29 protein-coding genes and 1 pseudogene are annotated in these 24794 nt (G+C 60.6%); 12 read left to right on the plus strand and 18 right to left on the minus strand.

Annotated elements, in window-relative coordinates; genetic code table 11:
• Window positions 1-38 precede the first annotated feature (38 nt).
• The 8 genes and pseudogenes from ACHPFG_RS26385 to ACHPFG_RS26420 all read right to left on the minus strand — a co-directional run bounded on the left by ACHPFG_RS26385 (window position 39) and on the right by ACHPFG_RS26420 (window position 7737).
• Window positions 39-1397 (minus strand): DUF1329 domain-containing protein, encoded by a 1359-nt coding sequence (locus tag ACHPFG_RS26385; protein WP_431700838.1) that lies wholly within the window; start codon window positions 1395-1397, stop codon window positions 39-41.
• Window positions 1398-1423: 26 nt separating this feature from the next.
• Window positions 1424-3205 (minus strand): DUF1302 domain-containing protein, encoded by a 1782-nt coding sequence (locus ACHPFG_RS26390; protein WP_431700840.1) that lies wholly within the window; start codon window positions 3203-3205, stop codon window positions 1424-1426.
• A 482-nt stretch (window positions 3206-3687) separates the two neighbouring features.
• Window positions 3688-4599, minus strand: a complete 912-nt coding sequence (locus ACHPFG_RS26395) for an SDR family oxidoreductase (RefSeq protein WP_431700841.1) — start codon at window positions 4597-4599, stop codon at window positions 3688-3690.
• 95 nt (window positions 4600-4694) lie between these two features.
• Window positions 4695-4808: pseudogene (locus ACHPFG_RS26400) on the minus strand (outer membrane lipoprotein carrier protein LolA); the annotation flags it as partial.
• Window positions 4809-4836: 28 nt separating this feature from the next.
• Window positions 4837-5739, minus strand: a complete 903-nt coding sequence (locus ACHPFG_RS26405; RefSeq protein WP_339543163.1) for an alpha/beta fold hydrolase — start codon at window positions 5737-5739, stop codon at window positions 4837-4839.
• On the minus strand, window positions 5739-6521 hold the full coding sequence (locus ACHPFG_RS26410; RefSeq protein ID WP_259244776.1) for a class II aldolase/adducin family protein: 783 nt from the start codon (window positions 6519-6521) through the stop codon (window positions 5739-5741). Before ACHPFG_RS26410 ends, ACHPFG_RS26405 begins: the two co-directional genes overlap by 1 nt.
• Before the next feature lie 153 nt (window positions 6522-6674).
• On the minus strand, window positions 6675-7361 hold the full coding sequence (locus tag ACHPFG_RS26415; RefSeq protein WP_431700842.1) for an LrgB family protein: 687 nt from the start codon (window positions 7359-7361) through the stop codon (window positions 6675-6677).
• The gene (locus ACHPFG_RS26420; protein WP_131700258.1) at window positions 7351-7737 is read right to left on the minus strand and encodes a CidA/LrgA family protein; all 387 of its coding nucleotides are present in this window, start codon (window positions 7735-7737) and stop codon (window positions 7351-7353) included. The genes ACHPFG_RS26415 and ACHPFG_RS26420 overlap by 11 nt, the downstream gene beginning before the upstream one ends.
• 98 nt (window positions 7738-7835) lie before the next feature.
• Between ACHPFG_RS26420 and ACHPFG_RS26425 the strand changes: the two genes are divergently transcribed.
• Complete coding sequence (locus ACHPFG_RS26425; RefSeq protein ID WP_431700844.1) at window positions 7836-8732, plus strand: LysR family transcriptional regulator; 897 nt, start codon at window positions 7836-7838, stop codon at window positions 8730-8732.
• On the opposite strand, the gene ACHPFG_RS26430 is transcribed toward ACHPFG_RS26425, so the two are convergent.
• Window positions 8713-9168, minus strand: a complete 456-nt coding sequence (locus ACHPFG_RS26430; RefSeq protein ID WP_431700845.1) for a flavodoxin — start codon at window positions 9166-9168, stop codon at window positions 8713-8715. The two genes, ACHPFG_RS26425 and ACHPFG_RS26430, sit on opposite strands and share 20 nt — an antisense overlap.
• Before the next feature lie 129 nt (window positions 9169-9297).
• On the opposite strand from ACHPFG_RS26430, the gene ACHPFG_RS26435 reads away from it, so the two are divergent.
• A complete protein-coding gene (locus ACHPFG_RS26435) occupies window positions 9298-9765 on the plus strand; it encodes a PAS domain-containing protein (protein ID WP_431700847.1) in 468 nt (155 codons plus the stop codon).
• Between the two features lie 59 nt (window positions 9766-9824).
• Window positions 9825-10430: a hypothetical protein gene (locus ACHPFG_RS26440; protein ID WP_131700254.1), complete on the plus strand. Its 606-nt coding sequence runs from the start codon at window positions 9825-9827 to the stop codon at window positions 10428-10430.
• Window positions 10431-10432: 2 nt separating this feature from the next.
• Here the strand turns inward: ACHPFG_RS26440 and ACHPFG_RS26445 are convergent, their stop codons facing one another.
• Window positions 10433-11392: a MerR family transcriptional regulator gene (locus tag ACHPFG_RS26445; RefSeq protein WP_431700848.1), complete on the minus strand. Its 960-nt coding sequence runs from the start codon at window positions 11390-11392 to the stop codon at window positions 10433-10435.
• A 215-nt stretch (window positions 11393-11607) separates the two neighbouring features.
• On the opposite strand from ACHPFG_RS26445, the gene ACHPFG_RS26450 reads away from it, so the two are divergent.
• From ACHPFG_RS26450 to ACHPFG_RS26475, 6 genes are read left to right on the plus strand one after another with little or no spacing between them, the layout of a single operon-like run.
• On the plus strand, window positions 11608-12168 hold the full coding sequence (locus ACHPFG_RS26450) for an antibiotic biosynthesis monooxygenase (protein WP_431700849.1): 561 nt from the start codon (window positions 11608-11610) through the stop codon (window positions 12166-12168).
• A gap of 57 nt (window positions 12169-12225) precedes the next feature.
• Complete coding sequence (gene folM, locus ACHPFG_RS26455) at window positions 12226-12936, plus strand: dihydromonapterin reductase (protein WP_431700850.1); 711 nt, start codon at window positions 12226-12228, stop codon at window positions 12934-12936.
• Window positions 12937-12956: 20 nt separating this feature from the next.
• A complete protein-coding gene (folE, locus tag ACHPFG_RS26460; protein WP_024077360.1) occupies window positions 12957-13517 on the plus strand; it encodes a GTP cyclohydrolase I FolE in 561 nt (186 codons plus the stop codon).
• A 2-nt stretch (window positions 13518-13519) separates the two neighbouring features.
• Window positions 13520-13891 (plus strand): dihydroneopterin triphosphate 2'-epimerase, encoded by a 372-nt coding sequence (gene folX / locus ACHPFG_RS26465; protein WP_003194073.1) that lies wholly within the window; start codon window positions 13520-13522, stop codon window positions 13889-13891.
• A gap of 23 nt (window positions 13892-13914) precedes the next feature.
• Complete coding sequence (locus ACHPFG_RS26470) at window positions 13915-14211, plus strand: DUF1244 domain-containing protein (protein WP_027607644.1); 297 nt, start codon at window positions 13915-13917, stop codon at window positions 14209-14211.
• Window positions 14204-14545 (plus strand): HopJ type III effector protein, encoded by a 342-nt coding sequence (locus ACHPFG_RS26475; protein WP_431700851.1) that lies wholly within the window; start codon window positions 14204-14206, stop codon window positions 14543-14545. Before ACHPFG_RS26470 ends, ACHPFG_RS26475 begins: the two co-directional genes overlap by 8 nt.
• A gap of 61 nt (window positions 14546-14606) precedes the next feature.
• Here the strand turns inward: ACHPFG_RS26475 and trxB are convergent, their stop codons facing one another.
• Window positions 14607-15569, minus strand: coding sequence for a thioredoxin-disulfide reductase (gene trxB / locus ACHPFG_RS26480; RefSeq protein ID WP_003194076.1), 963 nt, complete (start codon window positions 15567-15569; stop codon window positions 14607-14609).
• Between the two features lie 294 nt (window positions 15570-15863).
• Between trxB and cysZ the strand changes: the two genes are divergently transcribed.
• Complete coding sequence (cysZ, locus tag ACHPFG_RS26485) at window positions 15864-16628, plus strand: sulfate transporter CysZ (protein ID WP_339543166.1); 765 nt, start codon at window positions 15864-15866, stop codon at window positions 16626-16628.
• A gap of 54 nt (window positions 16629-16682) precedes the next feature.
• Entirely contained in the window at window positions 16683-17885 is a 1203-nt protein-coding gene (locus ACHPFG_RS26490) for a glycosyltransferase family 4 protein (protein WP_431700853.1), read from the plus strand.
• Here the strand turns inward: ACHPFG_RS26490 and ACHPFG_RS26495 are convergent.
• The 7 genes from ACHPFG_RS26495 to rplU all read right to left on the minus strand — a co-directional run bounded on the left by ACHPFG_RS26495 (window position 17854) and on the right by rplU (window position 23470).
• The gene (locus tag ACHPFG_RS26495; RefSeq protein ID WP_167656682.1) at window positions 17854-18957 is read right to left on the minus strand and encodes an NADH:flavin oxidoreductase; all 1104 of its coding nucleotides are present in this window, start codon (window positions 18955-18957) and stop codon (window positions 17854-17856) included. The two genes, ACHPFG_RS26490 and ACHPFG_RS26495, sit on opposite strands and share 32 nt — an antisense overlap.
• Window positions 18958-19152: 195 nt before the next feature.
• Window positions 19153-19635, minus strand: coding sequence for a glutathione peroxidase (locus ACHPFG_RS26500; protein WP_027607649.1), 483 nt, complete (start codon window positions 19633-19635; stop codon window positions 19153-19155).
• 101 nt (window positions 19636-19736) lie between these two features.
• Entirely contained in the window at window positions 19737-20201 is a 465-nt protein-coding gene (locus tag ACHPFG_RS26505; RefSeq protein ID WP_015885841.1) for a CreA family protein, read from the minus strand.
• A 16-nt stretch (window positions 20202-20217) separates the two neighbouring features.
• A complete protein-coding gene (gene proB / locus ACHPFG_RS26510) occupies window positions 20218-21336 on the minus strand; it encodes a glutamate 5-kinase (protein ID WP_026013771.1) in 1119 nt (372 codons plus the stop codon).
• A gap of 109 nt (window positions 21337-21445) precedes the next feature.
• The gene (cgtA, locus tag ACHPFG_RS26515) at window positions 21446-22669 is read right to left on the minus strand and encodes an Obg family GTPase CgtA (protein WP_015885843.1); all 1224 of its coding nucleotides are present in this window, start codon (window positions 22667-22669) and stop codon (window positions 21446-21448) included.
• A 194-nt stretch (window positions 22670-22863) separates the two neighbouring features.
• Complete coding sequence (rpmA, locus tag ACHPFG_RS26520; RefSeq protein WP_003176049.1) at window positions 22864-23121, minus strand: 50S ribosomal protein L27; 258 nt, start codon at window positions 23119-23121, stop codon at window positions 22864-22866.
• Between the two features lie 34 nt (window positions 23122-23155).
• Window positions 23156-23470, minus strand: a complete 315-nt coding sequence (gene rplU / locus ACHPFG_RS26525) for a 50S ribosomal protein L21 (RefSeq protein WP_003176051.1) — start codon at window positions 23468-23470, stop codon at window positions 23156-23158.
• Window positions 23471-23709: 239 nt separating this feature from the next.
• Here rplU and ACHPFG_RS26530 point away from each other — a divergent pair, with 239 nt between their 5' ends.
• Complete coding sequence (locus ACHPFG_RS26530; protein WP_431700854.1) at window positions 23710-24678, plus strand: polyprenyl synthetase family protein; 969 nt, start codon at window positions 23710-23712, stop codon at window positions 24676-24678.
• Window positions 24679-24794 lie beyond the last annotated feature (116 nt).

Genomic DNA, 24794 nt, shown 5'->3' on the forward strand with positions numbered 1-24794 from the left:
AAGCCCCCTCCCACATTTGACTGCATTTCATATTGGGATCAGCGTACGCCTTCAGCCCTCAACGCCGCCGGGGTGTAGTCCGCTGCCTTGGCCGCAAAGCCGAACACGAAGCTGCTCTTCTCCTCGTTCTTCATGCCCAGTGCGATATAGCGCCCGGCAATGATGTCGTACAAGGTCTCGACGGTGTAGGCCGGCACCTGGTGGTCGTAGTAGAACTGCGAATGACCTTCGGCGACGCGCCACAGTTGGCCACGACCGTCGTAGTGATCCACCAGCGCGACTTGCCAGCTGTCTTCGTCGATGTACATATGGCGCTTGGCGTAGATGTGCCGCTCGCTCGGCTTGACCGTGCCGACCACTTCCCACACGCGGTGCAGTTCGTAACGGGTCAGGTCCTGGTTGATGTGACCGGCCTTGATGATGTCGTCGTATTTGAGCGACGGCGAATCGAGCTTGTAGCTGTTGTAGGGGATGTACATCTCTTTCTTGCCCACCAGCTTCCAGTCATAGCGGTCGGGGGCGCCGGAGAACATGTCGAAGTTGTCGGTGGTGCGCAGGCCGTCGGACGCGGTGCCCGGGCCGTCATAGGACACTTGCGGCGCGCGGCGCACGCGGCGCTGGCCGGCGTTGTAGATCCAGGCCAGGCGCGGTTCCTTCACCTGGTCGAGGGTTTCGTGCACCAGCAGCACGTTACCCGCCAGGCGCGCCGGGGCGGTCACCGATTGCTTGAAATAGCTCAGCACGTTGGCCGCCTTGGCCTGGTCGATATCGGGAATCGCCTGAGGCACCGCCACTTCCTCCTCGAAGCGGATCGGCGTGTAGCTGCCATTGGTCTGCGGGGTGGCCTGGGTAATGATGCGGCGCAGGTTGCCGCCGTGATAACGGGTGATGTGGTTCCACAGCACCTCCACGCCATTCTTCGGAATCGGGAAGGCGTAGTAACGGTTACCGGTGAAGTTTTCCAGGCCGTTACCGTCGTTGATCGTCTTGACGTTCAGCGCGCTGCGCTTGATCGACTCGTAGATATCCGGTGGCAGGTTGACCGTACGGTGGCTCGGGTACACCGGGATCTTGTAGGTCTCGGGGTAACGCTTGAACATCGCCACCTGGCCGTCGGAGAGTTTGTCTTTGTACTTGTCGACTGTGGCCGCGGTGATCACGAACAGCGGCTTTTCACTGGCGAACGGGTCGGCGAGGAAGCCCTTGCTGTCCACCGCGCCGGCGTTTTTCGGGATGCCACCGGTCCACGCCGGGATCGAGCCATCGGCGTTGCCAGCCTTTTCAGCGCCGACCGGGGTCAGAGTAGTGCCCAGCTTGGCCGCCTCTTCCGGCGACACCGCCGCCATCACGTGGGAGGCCAACAGGCTGAGGGCCAACACTGCAATTGTCTTACGCATGGATTCTTGTCCTTCTTTAAGCCAAATCAGAAGTTCACGCCGAAGCTGAGGGCGAGGAAGTCGCGGTCGGTCAGGGTGTTGTAGTCGCCACCAAAGAAGTCGGTGTAACTGAGGCTGGCGGTGTAGGTGCTGCGGTAGTCCGCATCGACGCCGACGCTGAGGGCCTTGGCGCCTTTGTTGAAGATACCGTTGGGCCCGTAGCCGGCCACGTCATGGGACCAGGACAGGTTGGGCTTGAGGTTCACCCCGGCAATCGCATTGTTGTAGTCGAGGATCGCCCGCGCGCGGTAGCCCCAGGACGTGGAGGTGACGAAGCCGTCGGTGTCACCCTGGAAACCGTAGGCGCCGTACACCGAGTCGCGGCCGTAACGCAGTTTGGATTTGTCTTCCAGGCCGGCGACGTGGACCACCGCCGCTTCGCCTACCAGGGTCAGGCGTTCAGCGCCCAGCACCTGGTCGAAGAACTGGGTCATGGTGCTCTGGATCTGGGTGATTTCCTTGCGGCGGTAGCCTTTGTTGTCGGCGCCGAAAGAGGAACGAATCGGCGATGCGGCATTGCCCGCAATCGGGTTGATCAGGGCCAGGGTCAAGTCAGTGGTATTGAGCTGCACCGGTGCATTCGGACGGTAGCTGATCTCACCGGTCCACGCCGTGCCGGTGGGCAAGGTGGTGGAGAAGCTGGCGCCGAACAGGCGGATGTCTTCCGGGTAGTCGAGGTAGTACTGGCCACGGCCGAGCATGGTGCTCTGGGCCAGGGCCGAACCGAAGCCGGCCGGGGCAGCCGCCGCGATACCACCGATGGTCGCCAGATTGGTGTTGGCGGTAATCGTGCCCACGGTCGGCGTGCGGCTGTGGTAGTTCATGAAGTACAGGCCGTACTCCGTGTCATCGCCCAGCCAGCGCAAGGCTGCACCGAATTGGCCGGAGTCCCGTGCATCGCGGTCACCGGCACGCTGCACCACCACACCTTCGCGGGTCACCACAAAGCCTTGGCCGCGAGCCGCTGCAATCGGTTGCAACGGCGCAATCGCCGGGCTACCCACCGTGTAGTTGCCGGTGCAGCCATCTGCCGCCACGTCACCGCCAAAGAAAGTGCCGCAGTTATCCAGCACCGTCTGGTCCCACTCCAGCTGGTAGAAGCCTTCCACGGTCAGTTGGTTGGTCAGGCTCTGGGACGCGAACAGCATGTTGACCGGAATCAGCCCTTCCTTGATCTCGGCACCCGGACGGCGGAATGCCGACACGTCAATCGGGTTGATGCTGTTGATGGAGTTGCCGATGAAGGTACTTTCGCCCCAACTGACCACCTGCTTACCGGCGCGCACGGTGCCCGGCAGGTCGCCCAGGGAGTAGTTGTGGTAGACGAACGCATCGAGGATCTGCGCACCGCTGGATTTGGCGCCTTCCTTGCGGTTGTGGTCGCTGATCTGCTTGAACTCGCGGTCTTCGTCCTTGAGTTCGAAGTCGTACCAATACTTGCCACGCACGAACACACCGGTGTCGCCGTACTTCAGTTCCAGGTCGTGCAGGCCCTTGAAGATCTTGGAAAAGGTCTCGCCCTTCTTGAAGTTGAGACGCCCGTCATCTCCCGTGGAAGCCTGGCCCGTGCCGCCATTGACGGTGCCCACGAGTTTTTTATCGGCATCGCGCATGCCCCAGCTCGAGCCGACCGACAGCGAGGAGTCGAATTGCCCTTCGATCTCGCCAATGTTGAAGGAAACAGCCTGTGCCTGGGCACAGCAACCCAACGCAACCGCAGCGGCCAGCGCCTGTGGCGTGAAGATGGCGCGCATTATTGTTTTTGTCATGCGTCTTCCCCGGTGAGTGACAGAAGGCCCCACCCTACTGCCGCGCATCAGGAGCGATAAGCGCACCAAGGAGGGATTCGTGTTGTCGCTCGAAAGGATTACAGGCCGCTCTGGCCTGGGTCTGGGCGAGGGCATGGACCGGGTGGATGGTGGGTTATCAAGAGAATGGATGGCGACGTGGGCGACTGTTGCCATATCGGTAACAGTCCTTGTCCTGAACAGCTATTACTCATTTTGTTACAAGCGACTATTCTTGCCTGGCTTTCAGGGCAAACCGCCCGCTTCCGCTCTCGGGAGAAAAGCCGATCTTGAATAGATTGAAGTGTTTTTTCAGTCTGTTACCCGTGTTCACTGACGTTGATTTGTCGCTCCTTGATCCAACGTCTTACTTCAGCCGCTGCGTTTGCCGCGGCTTTTTTTTGCCTGAAATAAAACGGGGCGCCATCAGCGCCCCGTGGGATTCAATCTTTTTCAAGCAACGATCACAGGCTGTACTTCTGCAAGTTCGCCATCATTTCCTTTAACGCTTCGATATTGTCCTTGGGATGGGCTGCGCCTTCGAAGTCGCAGATCTGCGCCCAATGTGCCGCCACATCGTCTGGAGAGAACCCGGCCTCTGGGTCAAAGCCTACGCCCAGGCTGCGCTCCCAGCGGGTCTTGCCGATCCAGCCGCCACCCACCTCGAACAGCCCTGAAGTTTCCTGGCACGCTTCGCTGCCCAGGTACACCACCAGCGGGCTGACCAATTCCGGCTTGAGGCGCTCGAACACTTGCGGCGGGATCAGGCCTTCGGTCATGCGTGTGGCGCCGGTGGGGGCGATGGCATTGACCAGGATGTTGTTCTTGCGCCCTTCCAGGGCCAGGGTGCGGGTCAGGCCGTACAGCCCAAGCTTGGCCATGCCGTAGTTGGACTGGCCGAAGTTGCCGTAGATGCCCGAGGTGGACGCGGTGAAGATCACCCGGCCGTAGCCTTGCTCACGCAGGTGGGGCCAGGCGGCGCGGGTGACTTTGTAGGCACCTTCGACATGCACCCGGTAAACCAGGTCCCAGTCGGCGTCGTCCATTTTGTGGAAGGTTTTGTCGCGCAGGATGCCGGCGTTGTTGACCACCACGTCGATGCGGCCGAAGACGTCGAGGGCGTTCTGGACGATCTTGTCACCGTCGGTGACAGAGTCATGGTTGGCCTCGGCGATACCGCCCGCCTCGCGAATCTCCGCCACGACCCGGTCGGCAGCGGACGCATTGGCGCCCTCGCCCTGGGTGGAACCGCCGAGATCGTTGACCAGTACCTTGGCCCCGTGTCTGGCGAACAGCAGCGCATGGGCCCGGCCCAATCCGCCGCCGGCACCGGTGACGATCACGACCTTATCCTGAAACTGCACTGACTCACTCATACCGAACTCCGATGGCGACAATGGGAATGGCTCGAGTGTCCGGCAACGCGCCTGCGGTCACAATAAATACGGCTGGGGCTGAATGGTGCTCGATAAGGCTGGGGGATGATGACTCGTCTCTCTGTAGGAGCGAGCTTGCTCGCGAAAAATCCCAAAGCGCCGCGTGGTGTCAGGATTCCCACGTTATCGTTGACGATTTTCGCGAGCAAGCTCGCGCCTACAGAAAAGGATTCGGGATCAGGAATAGGCCACTCGCGAGGCCGGCCGCGCGACCCGATCACGAAACGCCTGGTAGTGCTTGAGCACCTGTACCGGTGCCTCGATCTGCGGGTAGTGGCCGATATTGGCCAGCAACACCGTGTCGGCGTGGGGCACCAATTGCTGGTAACGCTCGACCATATGCGCGCCGGAGATCGGGTCAACTTCGCCGTCGATCACCCGCAACGGCACCTCGCCGCGCTGCATCGCGCCGACCCAGCGATCACGCAGGCGACGGCGCTGGGGGACGTAAGCGATCAGTTTGTGCAGGATGCGCGTGCCGTCGTTGCCGTTGATCAGGCTCCAGAAGTCATCCAGGGCACTTTCACTGGGGCGGGTGTCGGGGCCGAATATCTGGCCGAAGCTGTCAGACAAAGCGCTGCGCCCGAAGGCACGGCCGATCATCCAGCCCAGGGGGCTGAGCAAGAGTTTTTGCACCAGGGCCAGGCGATGGGTTTCGGGGAATAACCCGCCATTGAGGAACACACAACTGGCCATCTCAAACCGGCCCTCGTAGTGCCGGGCCAGGAGTTCCTGGGCAACGCTGTCACCGTAGTCATGGGCCAACACATGCACCGGCTGCTCCACCCGCAAGTGTTCGAGCAAGGCCTGTTGCAAGTCCGCCTGTTCCAGCAGGCAATAATCGTGGTCCAGCGGCTTGGCCGAGTCACCGAAGCCGAGCATGTCGCAGGCGATCACCAGATTGCGCTGGGCCAGGGGTTGCCACAGGTAATGCCAGTCCCAACTGGCCGTGGGGAAGCCATGGATCAGCAGCAGCGGTTCGCCCTGCCCGGCCACCCAATAGCGAATGGTACGGCCGCGAAAGACGAAATCCTGACCACGCTTGCGCCAGGCTCTGAGCGGGATCTCGGCGAGTGGCATCAACTGTTATACCCAGGGTCTTGCAGATCCAATTTGCGCAGCAAGGCCGGCCAGGCCAGCGCGCCCCCCATGCCTTGGGCGCTCTTTGTAACAGTCGCCACCATTGTCTTGGCCCCGGCAAGAATTTGCGGCCCGATGGAGATCAATTCAGCCCCACCGTTTTGCGCCAGCACTTGGATTTCGCAGGCGCGCTGGAAGATGAACATCATCAGGAAGGTGTCGGCGATGGTACTGCCGCAGGTCAGCAGGCCATGGTTGTGCAGCATCAGGAAATTGTTATCACCGAGGTCGGCCTGCAAGCGGGCTTTTTCTTCGTGGTTCAAGGCCACGCCTTCGTAGGCGTGATAGGCCAGGCTCGACAGCACGAATAGCGATTGCTGGCTGATGGGCAACACGCCCTGCTTCTGCGCAGCGACGGCGACACCCGCGGCAGTATGGGTGTGCAGCACGCACGTCACATCGTGGCGAACTTCATGGATGGCACTGTGGATGGTGTAGCCCGCCGGATTGATTTCGTAGGGGCTGTCCATCAGTTTGTTGCCGGCCTGATCGACCTTGACCAGGCTGGACGCGGTGATCTCGTGGAACATCAGCCCATAGGGGTTGATCAGGAAATCATCGGTGCCCGGCACCTTGGCCGAGATATGGGTGAAGATCAGATCATCCCAGCCATGCAGCGCCACCAGGCGATAGCAGGCCGCGAGGTCGACGCGGATCTGCCATTCGGCAGCGCTGACCTGGTCTTTGACATTCTGCGGCGATAGAACGGGGGCTAGGCTCACGGCAACGACCTCCTTGGCGCACTGTCTTATTGTTATTTTTTTGTGTGATGGGCCAGTCTAGTCAGACCTCATGCCTGCCGTAGTTGCCTTGGCAGCCAGCTTGATGACCGAGCGGGTCAGCTCAGAGAATAGTTGAAGTTTGTTTAAAGCGCGTCAGAGAAGCGCCGCCAGAAAAGGCACGGCGAACAGGTTGAGCAACCCCGTCAACACCATCACCAGGCCGGCGACCGAGCCCTCTTCGCCGCCCACTTCATGAGCCCGGCTGACACCCGCACCGTGGGCCCCCACGCCAAACAACGCGCCACGAGCCAGGGGCGTACGCAGCGGCAGCCATTTGAGCAATACACCACCGAGCATGGCGCCAAACACACCGGTGAACATCACAAACACCGCCGTCAACTCCGGCACGCCACCAAGGTCGGAAGACACCGGCATGGCGAACGGTGTGGTGATCGAGCGCGGCACCAGCGACATCGTCACCGAACTGTCCAGCGCCAGTGCCTTCGCCAGGCCGAACGAGGTCGCGATCGATGCCACGCTGCCCGCCACCATGCCCAGCAGCAACGCCGGCCAGTGCCGCGCCAGCAAGCGGCGCTGCTGCCAGATCGGCACGGCAAACGCCACAGTGACCGGGCCCAACACCAGCATCAGCCAGTGGGTGTCGGTGGCGTATTCGGCATAGGCGGTGTGCATCGGCACGGCCACCGCCAACAACAGCGCAGGTACCAGGATCAGCGGCGACAGCAGGTAGCGCCCGGTCCGCCGGTAGATCCAGCGGCTGAACACGTAGGCGCCCAGGGTCAAGGCGAGCCAGAACACCGGCATCAGTTCAAGCTTCATGGCGCAATCTCCAGCGGCACACGGCTTCCACCGTAAACGCCGTGACCAGCATCACCGCCAGCGTGCTGAAGCCGATCACCAACAGGATGCGCCAGCCGTCGTTGCGCAGCAGGCCGCCGTAATCGAGCAGGCTCATCAGGGCCGGGATGAAGAACAGCAGCATCTCGGCCATCAACACCCCGGCGCCCAATTGCAGCGCCGCCGGCTTGACCAGGCCACTGGCGAACGTTGCCAGCAGCAGGCCCAGGCCCACGACGCCACCGGGGATGGGCAAGGCCAGCCAAACCGCCAACTGGGTGCCCAGCAGATAAATCGCGAGCAGCACGACCAGTTCAGTCAGCAAACGGGCAAGGTGTTTGAAGGGAAAACGTTTCATGGGCTTTGGGTCCTCGCAAGCCTCCATTTTAGAGAGCTGCCTTCCATCCCCATAGCGAATTGTTAGACTGCCAACTATTCCAAACTGGAATCATGACTATGGAATTCAAACAGCTGCGCAGCTTTGTCGAAGTGATCCACCGAGGCGGGTTTACCCAGGCGGGGAAAACCCTGCATATCAGCCAGTCCGCCGTCAGCAAGCAGGTCGCACAATTGGAGCAAAGCCTGGGCACGCCGCTGCTCGACCGTATCGGCTCGCAGATCCGTCTGACCGCCGCTGGTCAAGTCGTGTTGCAACGCGCCGAAGCCATGCTGCGCTTGCAGTCCGAATTGCTCAGCGAACTGGACGATATGCACCACCTCACCCGCGGTGAACTGCGCCTGGGCCTGCCATTGCTGGCGGGCGACACGCTGTTCGCCGGGTTGTTTGCCGAGTATCGCCGACGCTACCCGAACGTCACCATCCAGTTGCTGGAGGGCGGCAGCCGCAATATCGAACAGGCGATCCTGAGCGGTGAGCTGGAAGTGGGGGGCAGCTTGAAGCCCAATGACCCGGCGTTTGCCTGGCAAGCCTTTTGCGATGAACCACTGGATGCACTGCTGCCGATTGACCACCCTCTGGCAGACAACGCCCAGGTACGCCTTGAAGAATTGGCTGACACGCCGTTCCTGATGTACCAGCGCAGTTTTGTGCTCAATGATCGTCTGATGCAGGCGTGTCAGCAGTTGGGCTTTACCCCGAAGGAAATCGGCCGCAGTGGCCAGGCAGATTTCCTCGCCGCGTTGGTGGCCGCCGGCCAAGGCGTGGTGCTGCTACCCAGCGTGGTCGCCCGTGGGCTGGTGCGACCTGGCGTGGTGCGCCTGACGTTGAAGGCTCCCGATTACCTGCGCTGGGACATTGCCTTTATCTGGCGTGAGGGCGCCTATCTATCGAAAGCCGCCCAGGCCTGGCTGGCGTTGTTACGCGAATTCCCGGTCAAGCGCGCAGTGCAGTGACCAGCTCGGCCAGCCACGGCTCTGCGTCGGTTTCCGGAGTGACACTTTCGCTGGCGTCCAGGCGCAGCATCGGCAGCACTTCACGCACACCCAACTCGCCGAACAGCTCGCGCATTTGCTCGCCGCCGCCGCAGAAGGTATCGCCGTAGCTGGCGTCGCCCAGGCCGATCACCGCGCCGGGCAGACCACGCCAGGCGGCGGGCAGTTGGTCGCGAATGGTTGAATACAGGGGTTGCAGGTTGTCGGGCAATTCACCCATGCCGGTGGTGGAGGTCACCGCCAGAAAGGCTTGCGGACTGAAGGCTTGTACATCTGCCAAGGTCGCACGGGGGTTGTGCCAGGCCTCGAAGCCGGCCTTGTTGAGGATGTCGGCGGCGTGGCGAGCGACTTCTTCAGCCGTGCCGTACACCGAGCCGGAAAGGATGGCGACTTTCATCAATCTGATCCTGTAGTTGAGCGAAAGCCTGGGATATTAGCAGCTGGCGCAAATATTTCAGCGCCCGCCGTGCAAGATTCAAGGCATGTCTTAAACTGGCAACTCCAACCCAAAGCCATGGACCGCGCAATGATTAACGCCAAGCTGATGCACATGGTGATCAACGCTTCCAACGACGGCATCGTCGTCGCTGAAAGAGAAGGCAAGGACAAGCCGCTGATCTACGTAAACCCCGCATTCGAACGGCTGACCGGCTACACCCTCGACGAAATCCTCTATCAGGATTGCCGCTTCCTGCAGTCAGGCGACCGCGACCAGCCGGCCCTGATAGCCATCCGCGAAGCGTTGGAGAACGACGGTGCCTGCCGGGAAATCCTGCGTAATTACCGCAAGGACGGCAGCCACTTCTGGAACGAACTGTCGCTTTCAACGGTTTATAACGCGGCGGACAAACAGACGTATTTCGTCGGTGTACAAAAGGACGTCACGCTCCAGGTCAAGGCCCAGCAGCGTGTCGCGCAGTTGGAAGGCGAACTGGCGCAGGTCAAGGCCGAACTGGCAGCGCTCAAAGCGACAAATGGATTAAACAAAATTTAGAAAGTGCAGGCATAAGAGCGGATAATGGCATTTTAATACCCCTCTATTGAGCAAGCACGATGCGACGCAATGCGCTTCTGACCCAGGATGAGCTGGATTTCATTCAGAATATGCAACACAACCCGCAACTCAACCTGCGGGATGCTTCGTCGAGCCTGACCGTCAACGGCGGTGCACAGATTCGCGACTTGCTCACCCGCCTGGCCGCCCACGACCATCTCACCATCCAGGCGCAGTTCAACAACCAGCAACTGACCTTCCCTCTGCATCTGGTGGAGGATGAGTTCAATGCAATGCATCTGCGTTTGGGCGTGCCGAGTATTTTCGAAGACGGCCCGATGATACGCCCGTGGCGCCTGGCGCTTGAAACGCCGGTGGCCCTCGAGAACATCCGGGGCAATGCCGGCGCCCTGTGGGTGCATGAGGTGTCATTCAAGGGTGTACTGGTGGAAATTCGCGGCCGGATCAAGCCGCCGAAAACCTTTTCCCTGTGGTTCAGCCCATCGGGCTACGAACGCATCGCGCTGCGCGGCGCGTTCGAGCGGGAAACGGCACGGGGCTTGTTTGCTTATCGCTTGAGCCAAAGCGACGTGGATGAAACCGAGCGCCTGCGTCAGTTCATCCTGCACCAGCACCGCCTGGCCCATCCGCACATGCATGCCTGAAATCAGGTATCCAGCCCGCCGCTGAGAAACTGTTGCAAGCGCCGCCGCATCAGGCGACCTTCATTGCCCAGGCAGCCGATGGACGTGCCGGCCAGGTCGTCCTGGGCAAGATCCGAAGCCGCACCCGCAAGAAGCAGCGGGCAATCCAGGGTCAACGCCAAGCGGTTCAAGCGCCCGGCAAGATCATGGTTATGCGAGTAATTGGAGAAGAGGATCAGGGCCTGTGGGTGAGTTTTCTCGCAGACCAGCGTCAACTCGTCAACCGGCTGCCCCATGCCCAGCACTTTCACGGCCAGGTCATCTCTGCTCATCAGGAGCGCCGCCACCAGCAACTCCAACTTACGGCACTCACCCGCCATGGCCGCCAGCAATACCCGCGGCACGGGTGAAGCGCACGCCAATTGCAGGCGCTCCAAGGCACGTACTCGCAGGAAGTTGTCGAAGAACAACCATTCGCTGGCCTGGCCGAAACGCCCCTGATGACGCAACAGCTCATTCCACAGGGGCATCAGAATGTCCTGGAACACCACATCGAGTGGGTAGGTAGCCAGAACCTGCCCATACAAACGTTCCAGTTGACGGTCGTCGAAGTCGCTGATGACCTGCATCAACCGCGCCTGCCACTGCGGCCATTCACTTTCCTCGACGGCATCGCACTGTGCACGAACGGCTTCGGCCTGCTGATCGTCACGAGCGAGAATCTTGCCCACTTTGCTCACGGCCACGCCGCGCTCAATCCAATCGAGAACACGATGGACTGTCTGTATATCGACCTTGGAATAGAGGCGATGCCCACTTTCAGTGCGCGTGGGCTGTATCAGCCCATAACGACGTTCCCAGGCACGCAAGGTGACCGGGTTGACGCCTGTCAATCTCGAGACTTCACGAATCGGAAACAGCTCATCGGAAGCGGTGAGATCCAGATGCGAAACACTATCAAGCGGAGCAGTAATCACGGGCATTTTAGACCAAAAAACCAACGTTAACTGGGCGCTCATTTAACGCCTTTACACCTGTCTTTTTCAAGTTTCCCGCTTTTCGGACCAATGTCGCTGGTGTATTCGGGTAAAACAGGAATAATCCTTGCCTGCTTTTTACACGTCGCTGCAACACCCCCGCAGCGTCGTCTGTGCGCCACCTACCCGGTTCAGCGCACCCGTACATTTGGAGATACACAATGTCTACCTCTCCCGTCACCTTGATGGTTGCGCGCCGCGTGGCCAAAGGGCGCTATGAAGAACTGATGGCCTGGCTGCGCGAAGGCGAGCAATTGGCCACCGATTTCCCCGGCTATCTGGGTTCCGGCGTGCTGGCCCCACCGCCCAATGACGATGAATTCCAGATCATTTTCCGCTTCGCCGATGAGAAAACCCTGCACGCCTGGGAGTTTTCCGCCTCACGCAGTGCGTGGTTGAGCCGTGGGAGCGATTTATTCGCCGACCCGTCCGAGCACCGTGTACGGGGCATCGATGGCTGGTTTGGCGCATCGGGCGCCCGTCCGCCACGCTGGAAGCAGGCGGTGGCGATCTGGCTGGCGTTTTTTCCGGTGTCGCTGCTGTTCAACTTCGTCCTGGGGCCGCTGCTCAGTGAACTCGAGCTGGGGCCACGTGTGCTGGTCAGCACAATGGCACTCACGCCCTTGATGGTGTACTGGTTCATTCCGCTGTCGACCCACCTGCTGGCGAACTGGCTGCACCCAGCGCCTGCCCCCCGCAAGGCCTCCGAAGCGGCGGCGTGAGTACAGGGGCGGCCCGTCGCTGGTATGATTTGCGCCTGCCAGCGACGCGAGCCTCCCATGACTGCAACGAACGCCCCGATCCTGATCACCGGCGCCGGCCAGCGCGTCGGCCTGCATTGCGCCGAACGCCTGCTGGACGAGGGCCAATCGGTAATTTTCAGCTATCGCAGCGAACGCCCCGGCGTGCAGGCCCTGCGCGAGCGTGGCGCGGTCGGCGTGTTTGCCGACTTCTCCACTGAGGCGGGGATTCTGGCGTTTATCGCTGAACTGAACACCCACACCCAAAGCCTGCGTGCGATCATCCACAATGCTTCGGCGTGGGTCGCAGAGGCGCCGGGCGAAGAAAGCCGCGCCTTTCGCGATATGTTCAGCGTGCACATGCTTGCGCCGTACCTGATCAACCTGCATTGTTCACCCTTGCTGCAACGCTCGACACCTGCCGACATCGTGCATATCAGCGATGACGTGGTGCGCAAGGGCAGCCGCCAGCACATCGCCTACTGTGCCACCAAGGCGGGGCTCGAGAGCCTCACGCTGTCGTTTGCCGCGCAGTTCGCGCCGCTGATCAAGGTCAACGGCATCGCCCCGGCGATGGTGATGTTCAACGAAGGCGACGACGCGGCCTACCGCGTCAAGGTCTTGGCCAAATCGGCACTGGGCATCGAACCCGGGCCGGAGGTGATTTACCAGAGCGTGCGTTACCTGCTGGACAACCCCTATGTCACCGGGACCACCCTGACCGTCAACGGCGGGCGGCATATCAAGTAAGCCGCTTGTGAGGATGTTGCATGACCTTATCCCTGCCCCACCATTACCGCGAGATCCTCAAGGGCCTGGGCGAAGACCCGGAACGCGAAGGCCTGCTCGACACCCCCAAGCGCGCCGCCAAGGCCATGCAGTACCTGTGTCATGGCTATGAGCAGAACCTCGAGGAAATCGTCAACGGCGCACTGTTCGCCTCCGACAATGACGAGATGGTGATCCTCAAGGACATCGAGCTGTATTCGCTGTGCGAGCATCACCTGCTGCCCTTTATCGGCAAGGCTCACGTGGCCTATATTCCGACGGGCAAGGTGCTGGGCCTGTCGAAGCTGGCGCGCATCGTCGACATGTTCGCCCGGCGCCTGCAGATCCAGGAAAACCTCACCCGGCAAATCGCCGACGCCATCCAGGAAGTGACTCAGGCGGCCGGTGTGGCCGTGGTGATCGAAGCCAAGCACATGTGCATGATGATGCGCGGCGTGGAAAAACAGAATTCAACCATGAACACCTCGGTGATGCTCGGCGCGTTCCGCGAGTCGAACACCACGCGCATGGAGTTCCTGCAACTGATTGGACGGAGCAAGTAGCAATGCCACAACTTCAACCAGGCATGGCGCGCATCCGGGTCAAGGACCTGTGCCTGCGCACCTTCATCGGTATCAATGAAGACGAAATCCTCAACAAGCAGGATGTGCTGATCAACCTGACCATCCTGTATGCCGCCCAGGAAGCCGTGCGCGACAACGACATCGACCACGCGCTGAACTACCGCACCATCACCAAGGCCATCATCGCCCACGTGGAAGGCAACCGCTTTGCCTTGCTGGAGCGCCTGACCCAGGAACTGCTGGACCTGGTGATGAGCAACGAATCGGTGCTGTACGCCGAAGTCGAAGTGGATAAGCCCCATGCGCTGCGCTTTGCCGAGTCGGTGTCGATTACCCTGGCGGCCAGCCGCTAACCCCTGAATTGTCAGTGAGCCCTATGAACGATCAACAACGCCTCGAACTCGAAGCCGCCGCCTTCCGCCGGCTGGTGGCGCATCTGGACAGCCGCAAGGATGTGCAGAACATTGACCTGATGAACCTCGCCGGCTTCTGCCGCAACTGCCTGTCCAAGTGGTACAAGGCCGAGGCCGACGAGCGCCAGATCGAGCTGAGCCTCGATGACGCCCGCGAAGTGGTGTACGGCATGCCGTACGCCGAGTGGAAAGCCCAATACCAGCAAGAAGCCAGCGCCGAGCAGCAGGCGGCGTTTGCCAAAGGAAAAACCCATGACTGATTTGAACACCCTGCGCGCCAGCCTCAACAGCGGCACGCATGTTTTTGCCGACACCCTGGCGTTTGTCGCTGCCGGTTACGATTACCAGCCGCAAGCTTTCACCAATGGCGATGTGGAAAACGCAGCCGGACAGAACGAAGGTTCGTGCAAGACCCTGGGCTTGGCGTTGCTGGAAGGCTTGAGCGACCAGGAAACGCTGCTGGCGTTTGGTGAGCATTACCGCTCGGTGGTGGCGACGCCTGAGGGCAGTGACCATGGCAATATTCGGGCATTGATTGCCCATGGGTTGGCCGGTGTGACATTCACCGCCCAGCCACTGACTCGCAAATCCTGAGTCAGTTAAATTGCACGCATAAAAAAACCGGCCTCGCAGCCGGTTTTTTTATTTCAACAATTTAGAAGGAAGCGTCCTTCAAACCGTCGAGGTAACGCTCGGCGTCCAGGGCCGCCATGCAACCGGCGCCGGCCGAAGTGATGGCCTGGCGGTAGACGTGGTCGGCCACGTCGCCAGCAGCGAAGATGCCTTCGATGTTGGTCGCGGTAGCGTTGCCTTCACGGCCGCCTTGCACCACCAGGTAACCGTCTTTGGCTTCCAGCACGCCTTCGAACAACGAGGTATTCGGGGTATGGCCGATGGCGATGAACACGCCGTCGACTTTCAGCTCGTCGAAGCTGCCGTCGTTGTTTTTCAGGCGAGCACCGGTCACGCCCATGTTATCGCCCAGGACTTCATCCAGGGTGGCGTTGAGCTTGAGGATGATCTTGCCTTCAGCCACACGGGCGTGGAGCTTGTCGATCAGGATCTTCTCGGCGCGGAAAGTCTCGCGGCGGTGAACCAGGGTCACGGTGCTGGCGATGTTGGCCAGGTACAGCGCCTCTTCCACGGCAGTGTTGCCACCACCGACCACGGCGACCGGCTTGTTGCGGTAGAAGAAACCGTCACAGGTGGCGCAAGCGGAAACGCCTTTGCCCATGAATGCTTCTTCCGATGGCAGGCCCAGGTAGCGAGCACTGGCGCCGGTGGCGATGATCAGCGCGTCACAGGTGTAGACGCCGCTGTCGCCGGTCAGGCTGTAAGGCTTCTTGGAGAAGTCGACCTTGTTGATGTGATCAAACACGATCTCGGTTTCAAAGCGCTCGGCGTGTTCTTTCATGCGCTCCATCAGCACCGGACCGGTCAGGCCGTGGACATCACCCGGCCAGTTGTCGACTTCAGTGGTGGTGGTCAACTGACCGCCCGCCTGCATGCCGGTGATCAGCAGCGGCTTGAGGTTGGCCCGGGCAGCGTAGACGGCAGCGCTGTAACCGGCAGGGCCGGAACCGAGAATAATCACTCGCGAATGACGGGTATCAGACATGACTCACTCCTATCGACCGCCCGGACTACAAGACGGCTGGAATAAAAAAGGGACCACGAAGCACTTGGGGAAGGCTTTAACTCGCAGGCCCTGAAAAATAATGGGTGCAGCGTATCGAGGGGGGCAAGATTAAGGAAATACGGAATAACAATCCAGCTCATAGGTGGTCTCTATGCAGTCAGGCCGATTAATCGACGCCTTTGTTACCGTTGATGTCGTCACACCGACCACGCTTTCGCCTTGAAGGCAAAGCCGGTAAGGTCGGCGCGTTCGTCATCCTGCTCGGAGTTCTCCATGCCCGCCCCTGCCCTTTCCGGCCCGCAATACCTGCGCGAAGGCCTCAGACTGGTGCTGAGCCCCGGCCTGCGCCTGTTTGTGCTGCTGCCGCTGGCGATCAACCTGGTGCTGTTCGTCGGCTTGATCTATTTTGCCGGCCATCAGTTCAGCCTGTGGGTCGACCACTTGATGCCGACCCTGCCCGGCTGGCTGAGTTTTCTGAATTACCTGCTATGGCCGCTGTTTGTGGTGCTGGTGGTGCTGATGGTGTTTTTCACTTTCACCATGCTCGCCAATATCATCGCGGCACCGTTCAACGGCTTTCTCTCCGAGAAAGTGGAAGTGGTGGTACGTGGCACTGATGACTTCCCGGCATTCAGTTGGGGCGAGCTGATTGAAATGGTCCCGCGTACCCTGGCCCGGGAAATGCGCAAGCTGGGCTACTTCCTGCCTCGGGCCATCGGCCTGTTTATCCTGTCGTTCATTCCGGTGGTCAACCTGATCGCCGCGCCGCTGTGGTTGCTGTTCGGCGTGTGGATGATGGCGATCCAATACATCGACTACCCGGCCGACAACCACAAGCTGGGCTGGAACGAAATGCTCGCCTGGCTGCGCCAGAAGCGCTGGCAGAGCATGAGCTTCGGCGGCATTGTCTACCTGGTACTGCTGGTGCCGGTGGTCAACCTGCTGATGATGCCGGCGGCAGTGGCCGGGGCGACGTTGTTCTGGGTGCGCGAACAGGGCGCCGAGGCCATGGCGACGTCGAAAGTGGCCAAGTCATAAATCCATCATCTGCATGACACAATGGCGACATGGCCCATAGCGACACTGTGGGTCATGACGACAGCTTCGCTTCACATCACCCTGATCACCGAAACCTTCCCGCCAGAGATCAACGGGGTGGCCAATACCCTTGGCCGCCTGTGCGAAGGTTTGCGCGCGCGTGGCCATCAAGTCGAACTGGTACGCCCGCGCCAGGGCGCCGATGCAAGCCGGCCCAGCGATGATGGCTTGCTGCTTTGCCGTGGCTGGCCACTGCCGGGTTACCCAGGCCTGCAATGGGGCCAGTCGTCGATGCACAAGTTGCTGCGCCGCTGGACACGCCAGCGCCCCGACGTGCTGTACATCGCCACTGAGGGCCCACTGGGACTGTCGGCGCTGCGGGCGGCACGGCGCCTGGGGATCAGTGTGGTCAGCGGTTTTCACACCAATTTCCAGCAATACTCCAACCAGTACGGCTTGAGCCTGTTAAGCCGCGTGGTCACGCACTACCTGCGTTGGTTTCATAACCGTTCGACCTTGACCCTGGTGCCCAGCGCAAGCCAACGGCTGGAACTGGAGCGTCGGCATTTCGAGCGCCTGGGGATGCTGGCGCGGGGAGTGGACAGCCAATTATTCCACCCGGCCAAGCGTGACAATGCGTTACGCGAAAGCTGGGGCCTGGAAAACGACGATATTGCCGTGCTGCACGTGGGACGCCTGGCGCAGGAGAAAAACCTCGGGCTGCTCAAGCGATGCTTTGATGCGCTGCAGGCGACTTATCCACAACGTCGGCTGAAGCTGATCATCGTCGGTGATGGCCCGCAACGCCCGATGCTCGAGCGCGACCTGCCCGACGCGGTGTTCTGCGGCACCCAGCGCGGCGAAGAACTGGCGCGGCATTACGCCTCAGGGGATTTGTTCCTGTTCCCCAGCCTGACCGAAACATTCGGCAATGTGGTGCTGGAAGCGATGGCGTCGGGCCTGGGAGTCGTGGCGTACGACCAGGCCGCTGCCACCCAGCATATCCGCCATGGCTACAACGGCGTGCTGGCCATGCCGGGAGATGAAAACGCATTTTGCGATGCTGCTACCTGGCTGCTGGAAGAGCGCGAGACCTTGCGCAGGGCCCGACTGAATGCTCGCCAGCATGCCAGTCGCCAGGGCTGGCCGGCGATTATCGAGCAATTCGAGCGCCAGTTACGCGGTGTGTGCGAGGACGGGCAACCGGTGCCCGTCCTGGCGCCGCTTACACCAGGGTCGTCAACGCCTCACGACTGAACGGCAGAATGTCGCCTTCACGGCCGTCACGTACCTTCACCGCCCAGTCCGGGTCCACCAGCAGCGCACGGCCCACCGCCACCAGGTCGAACTCGTCGTTGTTCAGGCGCTCCAGCAGCTTTTCCAGACTGGCCGGCTGCGCGACCTTGTCGGTGTTGACCATGAACTGCAGGAACTCGCCATCCAGGCCGACGCTGCCCACAGTGATGGTCGGTTTACCGGTGAGCTGACGGGTCCAGCCCGCCAGGTTGAGGTCGGAACCTTCGAATTCCGGCTCCCAGAAACGACGGGTGGAGCAGTGGAAAATATCCACACCCGCGTCAGACAGCGGCTTGAGAAATTCACCCAATGCTTCAGGGGTGTGTACCAGGCGCGCGGTGTAATCCTGCTGTTTCCACTGGGAGAAACGCAAGATGATCGGAAAGTCCGGGCCGACAGCGGCGCGGGTAGCCTGGATCAGTTCGATGGCGAAGCGTGAGCGATTGGCCAGGCTGCCACCGTATTCGTCAGTGCGCTGGTTGCTGCCTTCCCAGAAGAACTGGTCGACCAGATAGCCATGGGCGCCATGGATTTCCACGCCGTCCATGCCGATGCGCTGGGCATCCTTGGCTGCTTGGGCGAAAGCGGCGATCACCTCCTTGATGTCCTGGGAGGTCATGCCGTGGACCACCACGTTGCCATCCTTGAGTTTTTCCATCGGGCCGTAGGCCGGCACACTGGCGTCAGGCTCGGTACCGATGCGGCGCACACTGCCCACGTGCCAGAGCTGCGGAACAATCTTGCCACCTTCGGCGTGCACGGCATCGACGACCTTCTTCCAGCCGGCCAGCGCCGCCTCGCCGTAGAAATGCGGGACATTCGGGTAGCCGTTGGAGGCCGGGTGACCGACCACGGTGCCTTCGGTGATGATCAGGCCCACGCCGGCAGCGGCTCGGCGGCGGTAGTACTCGATGACCTTGGAATTCGGCACGCCACCCGGGGAAAACGAACGGGTCATCGGCGCCATGACCACACGGGTCGACAGCTGCAGTGCACCGAGCTGGAACGGTTTGAACAAGGCTTGGACAGGCATGGGAGCACTCCACGGAAGACGAGGTTTATGATGTGGATAATATGGGGGAGTGCAGCGTGCTGAATAGCACTATTGATTTGGGTGATTAAGGGGTATGAAGGTAGCGGCTAGCTGCAAGTTTAAAGCTGCAAGAGGACCCTTTGTGCTTCTACTTGCAGCTTCAAGCTTAGAACTTGAAGCTGCACCGGCAGGTGTTCAACTCAGGGCTTTTTCGATGGCCTGGACGACCGTCGGATCATCCGGTGCAGTGCGCGGCGAGAATCGCGCGAGGACCCGGCCATCCTTGCCCAGCAGGAATTTCTCGAAATTCCAGGTGATATCCCCAGGAAACTCCGCGCCCTCGCCCGCCAGCAAACGGTACAGTTGGTGACGCTCAGGACCGTTCACATCGAGTTTGCTGCCCAGGGGGAAGGTCACGCCGTAGTTCAGGCTGCAGAACTCGCGGATTTCTTCCTCGGTGCCCGGTTCCTGGCCTGCAAACTGGTTGCACGGCAGGCCAAGCACGGTAAATCCCTGGTCCTTGTACTGCTGATAAAGGTTTTCCAACGCCGCGTACTGCGGGGTCAAGCCACATTTGGAGGCGACATTGACCACCAGCACAACGTGCCCCTTGAAGGGCGCCAACGGCAGCTCTTGTCCGTCCAAAGCTTTGAGTTTCAGGTCGTGGAAAGCACTCATGACGAACTCCAGATTTTCCATGTACTTTGCGTTGCGGCGCTTCGAGATTACAACCCGCAAGCCTGCAATCATAGACGCCGATTGCAAAATCCGCCTGCGAATTACTGAGCGGTCGGCCACGGCAGAATAGGAATCGCCGTCACCGCATTCTGCGGGCTGCCTTCGATCAAGCGGTCGCTGTAGACCAGGTACACCAGGGTATTGCGCTTCTTGTCGAGGAAGCGCACCACCTGCATGGTCTTGAACACCAGCGAGGTGCGCTCCTTGAACACTTCGTCGCCGTCCTTGAGTTCGCCCTTGAAGCGGATCGGGCCGACCTGACGGCAAGCGATAGATGCTTCAGCACGGTCTTCGGCCAGGCCCAGGCCGCCTTTCACGCCGCCGGTCTTGGCGCGCGACAAGTAGCAGGTCACGCCGTCGACCTTGGGGTCATCGAACGCTTCGACCACAATTCGGTCGTTGGGGCCGACAAACTTGAACACCGTCGACACCTGGCCAATTTCTTCGGCCGAAGCCAGCAGCGGCATGGCCAGCAGCAGGCCGAGCAATCCCTTCATCACGCGCATCGTGTATTCCCTTTGTTTAGACCAGGATCAGGTTATCGCGATGAACCAGTTCCGGTTCTGCCATGTAACCCAATAGTCCGACAATCGCGTCAGACGATTGTCCAATGATTTTCTGCGCTTCCAGGGCACTGTAGTTGGCCAGGCCGCGGGCGATCTCACGACCGTCGGGCGCTACGCACACAACCATCTCGCCACGGCGAAAGCTGCCCTGCACCAACTTGACGCCCACCGGCAGCAGGCTCTTGTTGCCTTGGGACAACGCCGACACCGCGCCATCGTCGAGCACCAGGGTGCCACGGGTTTGCAGGTGCCCGGCCAGCCATTGCTTGCGCGCCGCGAGCATGCCGCGCTCGGGCGACAGCAACGTACCGATGCGCTCACCGGCCTTGAGGCGATCCAGCACACGCTCCAGGCGCCCACCGACGATGATGGTGTGAGCCCCGGAACGTGCGGCCAAGCGTGCTGCGCGCAGCTTGGTCTGCATGCCGCCACGGCCCAGGGCACCGCCAACGCTGCCGGCCACGGCGTCGAGCGCCGGATCATCGGCGCGCGCTTCGTAGATCAGTTGGGCATCGGGGTTGTTGCGTGGGTCGGCGTCGAACATGCCGTCGCGGTCGGTGAGGATCACCAGCAGGTCGGCCTCCACCAGGTTGGCCACCAGCGCGGCCAGGGTGTCGTTGTCGCCGAAACGGATTTCGTCGGTGACCACGGTGTCATTCTCGTTGATCACCGGGATGACCTTGAGCTCCACCAGCGCACGCAAAGTACTGCGGGCGTTTAGGTAGCGCTTACGGTCGGACAGGTCATCGTGGGTCAGCAGGATCTGCGCCGTATGACGGCCGTGCTCGGCAAAGCTGGATTCCCAGGCTTGCACCAGGCCCATCTGACCGATGGCGGCGGCGGCTTGCAGTTCGTGCATCGCGCTGGGTCGCGCGGTCCAACCGAGGCGGCTCATCCCGGCGGCAACCGCCCCGGACGACACCAGCACCAACTCCACGCCCGCCTCATGCAAGGCCACCATCTGCTCGACCCAGACGCTCATGGCTGCGCGATCCAGGCCTTTGCCGTCTGCCGTCAGCAGCGCACTTCCGATCTTTACGACCCAGCGCTGCGCACCTGTCACTTTGCTCCGCATCATCTTCAACCTTAGATTGAGGGCCGCGCGACCCAGCGCCGCCCATAACGTTATACCCGGATACCAAAACGCCGCTCCTGGGAGCGGCGTTCAAGTTTATCGCAACGGATCAGTCGCGCACGTAAATGATTTCCGGACCGTCTTCATCATCCACGTCTTCTTCGTCCCAATCATCGTCGCCGATGTCATGGACCGACTTCACGCCGCTGCGGCGCAGGGCACGCTGGTCGTCCAGGGCTTGCAACTGGGCACGGGCTTCGTCTTCGATCTGCTGGTCGAGTTCGGCGAGTTCGGCCTTGAATACCGGGTCGGCCGCCAGGCGGTCGGCGCGGTCTTCCAGGTAGCGCATGATGTCGCGGGTCAGGCGCTCGGTGCCTTCTTTGGCGATGGCCGAGATCACGTAGACAGGACCCGTCCATTCCAGGCGATCGACGATTTCCTTGACGCGCTCCTCGTGCTCTTCCTCGAGGATCTGGTCGCACTTGTTCAGCACCAACCAGCGATCACGCTCGGCCAGGGCCGGGCTGAACTTGGTCAGCTCGCTGACGATCACTTCGGCGGCGTCCGGTGCACTGGTGTCATCCAATGGCGCCATGTCGACGAGGTGCAGCAGCAAACGGGTACGGGACAAATGCTTGAGGAAGCGAATCCCCAGGCCTGCGCCGTCGGAAGCGCCTTCGATCAGGCCGGGAATGTCGGCGATCACGAAGCTTTTCCAGCGGTCGACGCTGACCACGCCCAGGTTTGGCACCAGGGTGGTGAACGGGTAGTCGGCGACTTTCGGCTTGGCGGCCGATACCGAGCGGATGAAGGTACTCTTGCCGGCGTTCGGCAGGCCCAGCAGGCCCACGTCAGCCAGTACTTTCATTTCCAGCTTCAGGTCGCGCTGCTCGCCCGGCTTGCCCGGCGTGGTCTGGCGCGGCGCACGGTTGGTACTGGACTTGAATCGGGTGTTACCCAGACCGTGCCAGCCGCCCTGCACAACCATCAGCTTCTGGCCGGCCTTGGTCAGGTCGCCGATCACTTCCTGGGTCGCGGAGTCGATGATCGTGGTGCCGACCGGTACACGCAGTACCAGGTCTTCGCCTTTTTTACCGGTGCAGTCGGTGCTGCCGCCGTTGGAGCCACGCTCGGCATCGAAGTGCCGGGTGTAACGGTAGTCGACCAGGGTGTTGAGGTTTTCGTCGGCCATCATGTAGATGGAACCGCCGTCACCGCCGTCACCGCCGTTGGGGCCACCGTTTTCGATGAATTTTTCGCGACGGAAACTCATGCAACCGTTACCGCCGTCGCCTGCTTTTACTCGGATGGAAACTTCATCAACGAACTTCATAACAAAACGCCTCTCGCCGCACGGACGAGCTTAAGAAACCAAGACATAAGACTCTTGCAAAAATGAGCGCAGCGACCTCAATCAACAGCCGCAAATCCAGCTGCTCGAGCCCATTACAAACAGCTTTGCAAGAGACTCACTCCACAAACGAAAAAGCCCCGTCGCAAGACAGGGCTTTTCCAGCGATCGCGCAATTAAGCGGCGACAACGCTCACGTAACGGCGGTTGAACGCGCCTTTTACTTCAAACTTGATCACGCCTTCGATTTTCGCGAAGAGGGTGTGATCTTTACCCATGCCAACACCGTAACCGGCGTGGAATTGGGTGCCGCGCTGACGCACGATGATGTTGCCCGGAATGATTTTCTGGCCGCCATACATCTTCACGCCAAGGCGTTTGGCTTCTGAGTCGCGACCGTTACGGGTACTACCACCAGCTTTTTTGTGTGCCATGAGTCAATTCTCCTAGTGAGGAATTAGGCTGAAATTAAGCCTGAATACCGGTGATTTTGATCTCGGTGTACCACTGGCGGTGGCCCATACGCTTCATGTGGTGCTTACGACGACGGAACTTGATGATGCGGACTTTATCGTGACGACCTTGGGAGATCACTTCAGCCACAACGGTAGCGCCAGCAACAACTGGAGCGCCGATGTTCACGTCATCGCCATTGGCGACCAACAGAACGCGATCAAAGGTAACGGATTCGCCGGTAGCGATTTCCAGTTTTTCGATCTTCAGGTATTCACCTGGGGCGACCTTGTATTGCTTGCCACCAGTAACAATTACTGCGTACGACATGGTATTTCTCCGATAATCCTGCTCACCCAGCGCTTTATAAGAAGAGGTATTGGCTGGCATGGCTGCATGGGATGGACGTCCCGAATGCAATTGCGTAAGGCAGGTGCTGCCCAGGAAGTTCAGGGTGCGCGATTGTACGCAAGGTAAATGGGTGTTGCAAGTGGCTGTCTATCGCGCCTTGACACTACGGGGTCAGGGTCCTAGCATGCCGCGCAACCCTTCTGGAGCGACTGTCGCTGATGCAACCCCAAGCTTTCTACCGCGCGGTCGCGGACGATTTTAGCGCCGTCGACGGCATCATCAAGCAGCAGCTGACGTCTAAGGTGCCGCTGGTCTCAAAAATTGGCGACTACATTACGTCGGCAGGCGGTAAACGCCTGCGTCCTTTATTAGTGCTGCTGTGTGGCAAGGCCCTGGGCCGCGAAGGCGATGACCTGCGCCTGCTGGCTGCCACCATCGAATTCCTGCACACCGCCACCCTGCTGCATGACGACGTGGTCGACATGTCCGGCATGCGCCGTGGCCGCGAGACCGCCAATGCGATGTGGGGCAATGCCCCGAGCGTGCTGGTCGGCGACTTCCTGTACTCGCGCTCGTTCGAAATGATGGTCGAGCTGGGCTCGATGCCGGTGATGAAGATTCTTTCCCAGGCCACGCGCATCATCGCTGAAGGCGAAGTGCTGCAGCTGTCCAAGGTCCGCGACGCCAGCACCACCGAAGAAACCTATATGGAAGTGATTCGCGGTAAGACCGCGATGCTCTTCGAAGCCTCCACACACAGTGCCGCCGCGCTCTGTGGCGCGACCGCCGAACAGGCCGAAGCCCTGCGTACCTTTGGCGACCATCTGGGCGTGGCGTTCCAACTGGTGGACGACCTGCTCGACTACCGCGGCGATGCAGAGACCCTGGGCAAGAACGTCGGCGACGACCTGGCCGAAGGCAAACCGACCTTGCCGCTGATCTACACCATGCGCGAAGGCACGCCGGAACAGGCGGCCCTGGTGCGCAAGGCGATCCAGAAAGGCGGGATCGAGGACCTGGAAAGCATCCGTGAGGCTGTGGAAGCCTCGGGCTCGCTGGACTATACCGCGCAACTGGCACGTGACTACGTGGCCCGTGCGATCAAGTGCCTGGAAGCCCTTCCGGTCAGCGAGTACCGGGATGCCCTGGTTGAGCTGAGTGAATTTGCGGTCGCGCGGACGCACTAGGTCCTACCTGCAAACGCATACCAATGTGGGATGGGGGCTTGCCCCTCCCACATTCGGATTTGATACAACCTGCAAGACCACAAATCCCTATATAATGTGCGACTTTTAGCCATCCT

Source organism: Pseudomonas sp. BR20, assembly GCF_050780135.1.
Lineage (GTDB): Bacteria > Pseudomonadota > Gammaproteobacteria > Pseudomonadales > Pseudomonadaceae > Aquipseudomonas.

Bases quoted from the DNA above. Each gene is read 5' to 3' on its own strand.
- ACHPFG_RS26385 (WP_431700838.1), bottom strand. From the start codon at position 1,397: ATGCGTAAGACAATTGCAGTGTTGGCCCTCAGCCTGTTGGCCTCCCAC.
- ACHPFG_RS26390 (WP_431700840.1), bottom strand. From the start codon at position 3,205: ATGACAAAAACAATAATGCGCGCCATCTTCACGCCACAGGCGCTGGCC.
- ACHPFG_RS26395 (WP_431700841.1), bottom strand. From the start codon at position 4,599: ATGAGTGAGTCAGTGCAGTTTCAGGATAAGGTCGTGATCGTCACCGGT.
- ACHPFG_RS26405 (WP_339543163.1), bottom strand. From the start codon at position 5,739: ATGCCACTCGCCGAGATCCCGCTCAGAGCCTGGCGCAAGCGTGGTCAG.
- ACHPFG_RS26415 (WP_431700842.1), bottom strand. From the start codon at position 7,361: ATGAAGCTTGAACTGATGCCGGTGTTCTGGCTCGCCTTGACCCTGGGC.
- ACHPFG_RS26420 (WP_131700258.1), bottom strand. From the start codon at position 7,737: ATGAAACGTTTTCCCTTCAAACACCTTGCCCGTTTGCTGACTGAACTG.
- ACHPFG_RS26425 (WP_431700844.1), top strand. From the start codon at position 7,836: ATGGAATTCAAACAGCTGCGCAGCTTTGTCGAAGTGATCCACCGAGGC.
- ACHPFG_RS26430 (WP_431700845.1), bottom strand. From the start codon at position 9,168: ATGAAAGTCGCCATCCTTTCCGGCTCGGTGTACGGCACGGCTGAAGAA.
- ACHPFG_RS26435 (WP_431700847.1), top strand. From the start codon at position 9,298: ATGATTAACGCCAAGCTGATGCACATGGTGATCAACGCTTCCAACGAC.
- ACHPFG_RS26440 (WP_131700254.1), top strand. From the start codon at position 9,825: ATGCGACGCAATGCGCTTCTGACCCAGGATGAGCTGGATTTCATTCAG.
- ACHPFG_RS26445 (WP_431700848.1), bottom strand. From the start codon at position 11,392: ATGCCCGTGATTACTGCTCCGCTTGATAGTGTTTCGCATCTGGATCTC.
- ACHPFG_RS26450 (WP_431700849.1), top strand. From the start codon at position 11,608: ATGTCTACCTCTCCCGTCACCTTGATGGTTGCGCGCCGCGTGGCCAAA.
- folM (WP_431700850.1), top strand. From the start codon at position 12,226: ATGACTGCAACGAACGCCCCGATCCTGATCACCGGCGCCGGCCAGCGC.
- folE (WP_024077360.1), top strand. From the start codon at position 12,957: ATGACCTTATCCCTGCCCCACCATTACCGCGAGATCCTCAAGGGCCTG.
- folX (WP_003194073.1), top strand. From the start codon at position 13,520: ATGCCACAACTTCAACCAGGCATGGCGCGCATCCGGGTCAAGGACCTG.
- ACHPFG_RS26470 (WP_027607644.1), top strand. From the start codon at position 13,915: ATGAACGATCAACAACGCCTCGAACTCGAAGCCGCCGCCTTCCGCCGG.
- ACHPFG_RS26475 (WP_431700851.1), top strand. From the start codon at position 14,204: ATGACTGATTTGAACACCCTGCGCGCCAGCCTCAACAGCGGCACGCAT.
- trxB (WP_003194076.1), bottom strand. From the start codon at position 15,569: ATGTCTGATACCCGTCATTCGCGAGTGATTATTCTCGGTTCCGGCCCT.
- cysZ (WP_339543166.1), top strand. From the start codon at position 15,864: ATGCCCGCCCCTGCCCTTTCCGGCCCGCAATACCTGCGCGAAGGCCTC.
- ACHPFG_RS26490 (WP_431700853.1), top strand. From the start codon at position 16,683: ATGACGACAGCTTCGCTTCACATCACCCTGATCACCGAAACCTTCCCG.
- ACHPFG_RS26495 (WP_167656682.1), bottom strand. From the start codon at position 18,957: ATGCCTGTCCAAGCCTTGTTCAAACCGTTCCAGCTCGGTGCACTGCAG.
- ACHPFG_RS26500 (WP_027607649.1), bottom strand. From the start codon at position 19,635: ATGAGTGCTTTCCACGACCTGAAACTCAAAGCTTTGGACGGACAAGAG.
- ACHPFG_RS26505 (WP_015885841.1), bottom strand. From the start codon at position 20,201: ATGCGCGTGATGAAGGGATTGCTCGGCCTGCTGCTGGCCATGCCGCTG.
- proB (WP_026013771.1), bottom strand. From the start codon at position 21,336: ATGCGGAGCAAAGTGACAGGTGCGCAGCGCTGGGTCGTAAAGATCGGA.
- cgtA (WP_015885843.1), bottom strand. From the start codon at position 22,669: ATGAAGTTCGTTGATGAAGTTTCCATCCGAGTAAAAGCAGGCGACGGC.
- rpmA (WP_003176049.1), bottom strand. From the start codon at position 23,121: ATGGCACACAAAAAAGCTGGTGGTAGTACCCGTAACGGTCGCGACTCA.
- rplU (WP_003176051.1), bottom strand. From the start codon at position 23,470: ATGTCGTACGCAGTAATTGTTACTGGTGGCAAGCAATACAAGGTCGCC.
- ACHPFG_RS26530 (WP_431700854.1), top strand. From the start codon at position 23,710: ATGCAACCCCAAGCTTTCTACCGCGCGGTCGCGGACGATTTTAGCGCC.